This is a genomic window from Kitasatospora sp. NPDC001159 (assembly GCF_053598235.1).
On record NZ_JBSFJV010000001.1, the window covers coordinates 284533 to 292740 of the forward strand.

6 protein-coding genes are annotated in these 8208 nt (G+C 74.3%); all 6 read left to right on the plus strand.

The genetic code is table 11. The annotated features are described in order from the left end of the window. The first annotated feature begins 1 nt into the window (after window position 1). The 6 genes from murJ to trxA all read left to right on the plus strand — a co-directional run bounded on the left by murJ (window position 2) and on the right by trxA (window position 8135). On the plus strand, window positions 2-2458 hold the full coding sequence (gene murJ, locus ACWC9T_RS01395) for a murein biosynthesis integral membrane protein MurJ (protein ID WP_449819013.1): 2457 nt from the start codon (window positions 2-4) through the stop codon (window positions 2456-2458). Between the two features lie 306 nt (window positions 2459-2764). After that, on the plus strand, window positions 2765-4714 hold the full coding sequence (locus ACWC9T_RS01400) for a protein kinase family protein (protein ID WP_449819014.1): 1950 nt from the start codon (window positions 2765-2767) through the stop codon (window positions 4712-4714). A gap of 41 nt (window positions 4715-4755) precedes the next feature. Then, window positions 4756-5526, plus strand: a complete 771-nt coding sequence (gene sigM / locus ACWC9T_RS01405) for an RNA polymerase sigma factor SigM (protein ID WP_449819015.1) — start codon at window positions 4756-4758, stop codon at window positions 5524-5526. Further along, window positions 5523-6515 carry a hypothetical protein gene (locus tag ACWC9T_RS01410; protein WP_449819016.1) on the plus strand — a complete coding sequence of 331 codons (993 nt, stop codon included), beginning with the start codon at window positions 5523-5525 and terminating at the stop codon, window positions 6513-6515. The genes sigM and ACWC9T_RS01410 overlap by 4 nt, the downstream gene beginning before the upstream one ends. Window positions 6516-6709: 194 nt before the next feature. Further along, on the plus strand, window positions 6710-7675 hold the full coding sequence (trxB, locus tag ACWC9T_RS01415) for a thioredoxin-disulfide reductase (protein ID WP_355668913.1): 966 nt from the start codon (window positions 6710-6712) through the stop codon (window positions 7673-7675). A gap of 133 nt (window positions 7676-7808) precedes the next feature. Next, window positions 7809-8135 carry a thioredoxin gene (gene trxA / locus ACWC9T_RS01420; RefSeq protein WP_449819017.1) on the plus strand — a complete coding sequence of 109 codons (327 nt, stop codon included), beginning with the start codon at window positions 7809-7811 and terminating at the stop codon, window positions 8133-8135. Window positions 8136-8208: the final 73 nt, after the last annotated feature.

Sequence of the window (8208 nt, forward strand, 5' to 3'; positions counted from 1 at the left end):
CATGACCGGGCGCAGCGAGGAGCGGCCGCCGGGCCGCGGTGAGAGCCGGCCGGGCGCCGAGTCGCCGTCCGGCGACTGGTACGTGGCCGACACCTACGCCCAGGACCCGTACGCGGCCGAGGCGTACGGGACCCCGCGGGACGACCAGGACCCGTACGGCCTGCGAGCCGGGCGGCCCGCGGCGCCGCAGCCGCCGGCCACCGCGTACGACGTGCCGCCGCAGCTGCCGCCGCAGGGCGGCGGCTACCCGACGCCGGTGCCACCGGCCCAGTTCTCGTCGCCGACCCCGTTCTCGCCCCCGGTGCCGCCGGTGCAGCCCGGCTGGGACACCCCGGTGCAGGCCGCCTGGCCGCAGCAGCCGGCTCAGGACGGCGGCCAGTGGACCGGCGCCGAGCAGCCCCAGCCGCAGTGGGAGCCGGGCCCGGCGCACTCGGCCTGGGACACCGAGACCACCGAGTACGTCGGGGTGGACGCGCTGTTCGGCGGCCACCAGACCGAGGCCGCGGCCCCGCCGCCGGTGCCCCAGCCCGCCCCGGCCCAGCCGGCCGCGCCCGTACCCCCGGCCGCGCCCTACCCGCCGGTGGGCGGCTACCCGGGGCAACCGCAGCACGGCGGCCCGGACGGGCAGCGCCCCTTCGTGCCGCCGATCGAGTTCGACCCGCCGCTCTCCGAGGAGGAGGCCACCATGCAGGTGGCCGCCGTCGCGGTGCCCCCGGCGGTCGAGCCGCTGGCGGACCTCGCCGAGGAGCGCACCGCGCAGCCGCAGGAGCAGGCGCAGCCCGCCGAGCCGGCCCCGGCCTCCGGCGGTGGCGGCGGCAAGGTCGCCAGCCTGCTGAACTCCAGCGCGATCATGGCGGCCGGCACCCTGGTCTCCCGTGGCACCGGGTTCCTGCGGACGATGGTGATCGCCGGTGCGATCGGCATCGCGGTCATGGGTGACTCGTACAACGCGGCGAACACCCTGCCGACCCTGCTGTACATCCTGATCGGCGGCGGCGCGCTGAACGCGGTCTTCGTGCCGCAGCTGGTGCGCAGCATGAAGAACGACGAGGACGGCGGCACCGCCTACGCCAGCCGACTGCTCACCCTGGTGATGGTCGGGCTCGGCGGCGTGGTGTTCCTGGCGGTGCTCGGAGCGCCCCTGCTGGTCCAGCTGATCGCGCACCCGATGATGTCGAACCCGGCCCGCGCCGACACCACGGTGGCGCTGGCCCGGTACTGCCTGCCGACCATCTTCTTCATGGGCGTCCATGTGGTGATGGGCCAGATCCTGAACGCCCGCGGCCGGTTCGGCGCGATGATGTGGACCCCGGTCCTCAACAACATCGTGGTGATCTTCACCTTCGGCGCGTACATCTGGGTCTACGGCGGCTACAACGGCACCCAGGTCACCCCGGAGAACATCTCCCCCGAGGGCGTCCGGCTGCTCGGCCTGGGCACCCTGCTCGGCCTGGTGGTCCAGTCGCTGGCGATGATCCCCTACCTGCGGGCCGCGGACTTCCACTTCCGGCCGCGCTTCGACTGGCGCGGCCACGGCCTGGGCAAGGCCGCCCGGCTGGCCAAGTGGACCTTCTTCTTCGTCCTCGCCAACCAGGCCGGCTACCTGGTCATCACCCAGCTGGCCACCGCCGCCGGCAGCGCCGCCGAGCAGGGCGGCCACGGTGGTGTCGGTCTGTCGGCCTTCTCCAACGCCCTGCTGATCTGGCAGCTCCCGCAGGCCGTCATCACCGTCTCGATCATGAGCGCGGTGCTCCCCCGGCTCTCCCGGGCGGCGGCCGACGAGGACGCCGGCGCCGTCCGCGACGACCTGTCGTACGGGCTGCGCACCACCGCGGTGGCGGTCGTTCCGGCGGCCTTCCTGTTCCTGGCCCTCGGCCCGGCGATCGGTCGCTCGATCTACGCGGTCGGCGGCGGGACCACGGCCCTGGACAACGCGACCAACGTCGGTCTGATGCTCTCGGCCTTCGCGCTCGGGCTGATCCCGTACTCGGCCCAGTACGTGATGCTGCGCGGCTTCTACGCCTACGAGGACACCCGGACGCCGTTCTCCAACACCGTCTGGGTGGCCGCCTGCCAGGCCGGCTTCTCGCTGGTCTGCTGGGTCGCGCTGCCCGCGCAGTGGACCGTGACCGGGATGGCCTTCGGCTACGGCCTCGCCTACGCCGTCGGAGTGACGGTGGCGGTGCCGAAGCTGAAGAAGAAGATCGGCGGGCTGGACACCAAGCGGATCGGCAAGACGTACAGCCGGCTGGCCGCCGCCTGCGTCCCGGCCGCGGTGGTCGGCCTCGGCGTCAGCCTGGCGGTCCAACAGGTGCTCGGCGGCTGGGCGGGCAGCGTGCTGTCGCTGGTCCTGGCCGGTGGTATCCAACTGGTGGTGTTTGTGTTCATCGCGAAGCGCCTGCGGATCGAGGAGCTGAACGCCATGCTGGGCATGGTCCGCGGCCGACTGGGCCGCTGACCGCCGCGCCAACCGGCCGGACGAGCGGGCGCCCTGACCGGGCGTCAACCGGGGCGACCACCGCCTCCGCCCGTCCGGCCGAGTGCTGTGCCGCCGCCCGAACCGGGGGTTCTCCGGACCCACAAGGTGGCGGCCCGGTGTCGGATCTGCACCACATCTCTCCACCCGTAGGCAACCGAGCGGACCTTTCAGCGGTCGTACCCGGTGGAGAAGAGTGGGCACAATTGTCCTGGAGCACAGGGCGGCCGATCCGCAGCTCCAGCGACTCTCTCAGGCCGGGGCGACACAAGGGGAGGCAGGACCACGGTGGCTGATGGCACCAAGGCGGTCGTCGACACGTCAGCAGCTGACGCGGCGGCGGACGAGGCCGCGCTGGCCGCGGCGATCGACGAGCTCGGGGGCGGGAAGCCCGCCCCGGCGGGCGCCGCCGACGCCTCCTCCACGGACGCCTCCACGGACGCCTCCGAGGCCGACGGTGAGGACACTCCCGCAGATCCCGACCAGGAGGCCTCCGTCGGCGAGGAGACCTCCGAGATCACCGCCCCGCTCTCGGTCCAGGAGATCGCCGCCGAACTGGCCGCCGGCTCCCCCCGCAAGAAGCCCGCCCCCGCTCCGGAGCCCGCCGCCGGGCGCCGCCCCACCGACCCGCAGCCCACGGTCGACCCGCGCGACACCGCCACCCTCCCGCGCACCCTCCCCGCACCGGCGCGGCACAGCGGCGACATGATCGGCCACCGGTACCGGCTGGAGGAGTGCATCTCCCAGACCGAGACCTTCAGCAGCTGGCGCGCCGTCGACGAGAAGCTGCGCCGGGCCGTCGGCGTCCACCTGATGGCCTCCGGCCACCAGCGCGCCCGCAAGGTGCTGGCCGCCGCCAAGTCCGCCGCCCTGCTCGGCGACCCGCGCTTCGTCCAGGTCCTGGACGCCGTCCAGGAGGGCGAGCTGGTCTTCGTCGTGCGGGAGTGGCTGCCGCACGCCGCCGACCTCGCCAAGCTGCTCGCGAACGGCCCGATGGAGCCGCACGAGGCGTACCAGATGGTCCGCCAGGTCGCCGACGCCGTCGCCGCCGCGCACCGCCGCGGTCAGGCCCACCTGCGGCTCACCCCGCGCTGCGTGCTGCGCACCGACAGCGGCCAGTACCGGATCAACGGCATCGCGGTGGACGCCGCGCTGCGCGGGCTGCCCACCGAGGAGTCCGCCGACGACGCCCAGCGCACCGACACCCGGGCGATCGGCGTGCTGCTGTTCGCCGCGCTCACCCACCGCTGGCCGTACCCGGAGGACCGCTACGACCTCCAGGGACTGCCGAAGGACCTCCAGAACGCCGCGCCGGACCAGGTCCGCGCGGGCGTCCACAAGGGCCTGTCCGAACTCGCCGCGCGGGCCCTGTTCGACCACCCGCCGCACCACGCCGAGCCGATCACCACCCCGGAGGAGCTTGTCCGGGCGATCGCCCGGCTGCCCAAGATCCGCCAGCCCGAACCGGAGCTGCCCGCCTTCCAGGCCCCGCCCCGGCACAACACCCACGCCCTGCCCACCGCGCCCAACCCGACCCGGGTGGCCGACACGACGGTCGCCCCGCTGCCGCCCTCCTCCCGGCCGACCTCCTCCCGGCGCACCAGGCGACGGCTGCGCCGAGTGGTCAAGGCCACCGCCTGGACGATCGCGCTGGGCGCGATCGGTGTCGCCTCCTGGCAGTTCGTCGGCAGCCTGCGCCACACCGGCGGGGCCGTCGCCGAGCCACAGCCGTCGGTCAGCACCGCCGCACCGACCACCCACCCGACGACGCACACGCCGGTACCGATCCAGATCAAGGACGCGCAGTCGTACAACCCGCTCGGCAGCGGGCTCCAGGGCAAGGAGACCCTCGGCAAGGCCATCGACGGCGACCCGAGCACCACCTGGACCACCGGCTGGTACGCCGACCAGATCGGCCCCAATCCGCGCTCCATCCTGCCGGGCACCGGCCTGATGATCGACCTCGGCTCGCCGCAGCAGGTCTCCTCGGTGAACGTCCAGTTCCAGGGCGAGCACACGGCGGAGCTGCGCGTGCCCAACCCGGGCGCCGCCGCCAACCCGATGGAGGCGAAGCCGGACGCCTTCACCGTCGTCGGCAAGAAGAACGGCGCCAACGTCGAGTACACCCTCGACTCCCCGGTCACCACGCGCTACCTCTTGATCTGGCTGACCGGTCTGACGAAGGATGACGACGGCAAGTACCGCGGCCACGTCGCCGAGGTCAAGGTCTCCGGCTGACCGCACACCCGCGCACCGGAACGACGGCAAGGGGTCCAGGGGTGGCAGTGGCGGAGGACGACGCGGCGCTACTCGCCCGGCACGTCGCCGGCGACCCGGAGGCCTTCGGCCTGCTGGTGAACCGCCACCGCGACCGGCTCTGGGCGGTCGCCCTGCGCACCCTCGGCGACCGCGAGGAGGCCGCCGACGCCCTCCAGGACGCGCTGGTCTCCGCCTTCCGCGCCGCCCCCGGCTTCCAGGGCCGCTCGGCGGTCACCACCTGGCTGCACCGGATCGTGGTCAACGCCTGTCTGGACCGCGCCCGGCGCAGCGCCTCCCGCCGCACCAGCCCGCTGGACGACGACCCGCAGCGGCTGGACGCCCTGCTCGGCGCCGCCGAACCGGCCGACTCCCCGGTGGTCCGGGCCGAGGTGCACCGCGAGCTGACCGCGGCGCTCGCCGAGCTGCCCCCCGAGCAGCGGGCCGCGCTGGTCCTGGTCGACATGCAGGGCTACCCCGTGGCCGAGGCCGCCGAGCTGCTGGGCGTCCCGGTGGGCACGGTGAAGAGCCGCTGCGCGCGCGGCCGGGCCCGGCTGTTGCCGCTGGTCCGGCACCTGCGCGAGGCGGACGGCGGATCCGGTGTTCCACGTGGAACACCGGGACGCGGCGCGCCGGGACGCGGGACACCCGCACGGCAGACCCCGAGCACCCCCGGCGCGGCCTCGCCGTCGCGCCGGGACGCCCAGGGGAACCCGACGGGCCCCCGCACCGTCACAGGGACAGGCCCGAACACCGGCCGGACGATGCTGGAAGGAGATGCGAGCACGCGATGACCGCCCCCCTCTCCTCCCCCGAGCCCGCCGACGCCCACCCCTCCGTCGAGGAGCTCGCCGACCTCGCCGAGGGTCTGGTCGAGCCCGCCGAGGTCGCCGGGGCGCTGCGCCGGCACCTGGACGGCTGCGCCGAGTGCCGGGAGACCGCCGACGCGCTGGCCGAGGTGCAGGCGCTGCTCGGCGCCGTCGAGCCCGAGCCGATGCCCGCCGACGTCGCCGCCCGGCTGGACGCCGCCCTGACCGAGGCAGCCCGCACCGAGGACACCACCCGTACCGAGGACGCCCCTGCCGAGGGCTCCAGCCGCCCCCAGGAGGCCGCCCGGACCGGCCGCCGGACGGTCGCCCCGGCCCCGTCCGCACGGACCGCTGCGGCGCCCTCCGGCCCCCCGTCCCGCCCCGCCTCGGCCACCGGACCCGGCCGCCCCCGTCCGCGCCGACGGCGGGCCGGTCTGCTGCTCGGCGCGGCCGCCGTGCTGGCCGCCCTCGGGCTCGGCGGGGCGCTGCTGGTGAACTCCACCGACCCGGACCACCCCGCGGTCACCGCGGGCGCCCCGGCGGGCACCTCCGCCACCGACCAGAGCGCCCGCACCCCCCGCAGCACCGGCTCGGTCACCGTCTACCAGGAGGACCAACTGGCCGCCCAGGTCCAGCAGTTGCTGGCCCGCTCCGGCACCGCTCCCGGGCTGCGCGCGACCGGGCCCGCCAAGTCCGACGCCGCGGCGCCCGCCGAGGGCGTCCGGCCGGAGCCCAACACCTCGGCCGCCCCGAGCTCCGCCGCCTCTCCTCCCGCTCCCGCCCAGCCCTCGCCGGCCACCTGTCCGGCCCCCGCCCCGGGCACCCCGCTGGCCACCGACCGGGGCAGCTTCCGGGGCGCTCCGGTCGACGTCCTGGTCTACCCCGCCCCCGGCCGACCCGGGTTCGTGGACGTCTATCTGCGCTCCCCCGACTGCGGCCCGGTCGTGCTGCAGCGGACCGTCCCCAGGGGCTGACCAGACGTTCCCAGCCGTCGCGGGTCCGTTCCCATGCGATCGACGACCAGGACGCCACGCCGCTCCCACACTGCGGGCGCCTGGTACTGATCAGCCTGGGAATGCGAGAGACTGGTCAATCGTTGTCCCGGGCGGCGGAGCAGGACCGCCCTCCCCGCAGCAAACGCGGGTCGCGATGCGAACCAGGAGAAGCAGTGAGCGACGTCCGTAACGTGATCATCATCGGTTCCGGCCCGGCCGGGTACACGTCCGCGCTCTACACGGCCCGCGCCTCCCTCAAGCCGCTGGTCTTCGAGGGCGCCGTCACCGCCGGTGGCGCGCTGATGAACACCACCGAGGTCGAGAACTTCCCGGGCTTCCGGGACGGCATCATGGGCCCCGAGCTGATGGACAACATGCGGGCGCAGGCCGAGCGCTTCGGCGCCGAGCTGGTCCCGGACGACATCGTCGCGGTCGACCTCACCGGTGACATCAAGACCGTCACCGACTCCGAGGGCAACGTGCACAAGGCCCGCGCCGTGATCGTCACCACCGGCTCCCAGCACCGCAAGCTGGGCCTGCCGAACGAGGACAAGCTCTCCGGCCGCGGCGTCTCCTGGTGCGCGACCTGCGACGGCTTCTTCTTCCGTGACCAGGACATCGCGGTGGTCGGCGGCGGCGACACCGCCCTGGAGGAGGCAACCTTCCTCTCCCGCTTCGCCAAGAGCGTCACGATCATCCACCGCCGGGACACCCTGCGCGCCTCCAAGGCGATGCAGGAGCGTGCCTTCGCCGACCCGAAGATCCGCTTCGAGTGGGACAGCGCGGTGGAGGCCATCCACGGCGACCCGAAGCTGACCGGCGTCACCCTGCGCGACACCACCACCGGCGAGACCCGTGAGCTGGACGTCACCGGCCTGTTCATCGCGATCGGCCACGACCCGCGCACCGACCTCTTCAAGGGCCAGCTGGACCTCGACGCCGAGGGCTACCTCAAGGTCGAGTCCCCCTCGACCCGGACCAACATCGAGGGCGTGTTCGGCGCCGGCGACGTTGTGGACCACACCTACCGCCAGGCCATCACCGCCGCCGGCACCGGCTGCTCCGCCGCGCTGGACGCCGAGCGCTACCTGGCCGCGCTGGACGACCTGGAGTCCAAGGCCGCCGCCGTGGCGGTCTGACCCCCTCGCCACCGACCGCACCCCGCGGTGGGTGTTCCACGTGAAACACCCACCGCCCCGGCCAGGCAGAAACAGAACGGGCCCGTCCGTTGTTCTCCTGGCAGCCCCCTCCGTCCGAACCCGAGGAGTTCCCGTGGCCGGCGCCACCACCACCGTCACCGACGCGACGTTCAAGTCCGACGTCCTGGAGAGCGACAAGCCCGTTCTGGTCGACTTCTGGGCCACCTGGTGCGGCCCGTGCCGCCAGGTCGCCCCGATCCTGGAGGAGATCGCGGCGGAGCACGGCGAGAAGCTGACCGTTGCCAAGCTCGACGTGGACGCCAACCAGGTGACCGCCGCCGAGTACAACGTCATCTCGATCCCGACCCTGATCCTCTACAAGGACGGCCAGCCGGTGAAGCAGATCACCGGTGCGCGGCCGAAGGCCGCGCTGCTGCGCGAGCTGGACGGCCTGATCTAGGTCCACCGGCCACCGACCGAACGGCGGCGGGGGGGGGCGCGCGGCGGGCGGCCCCCCCCCGCGCCGCGCACCG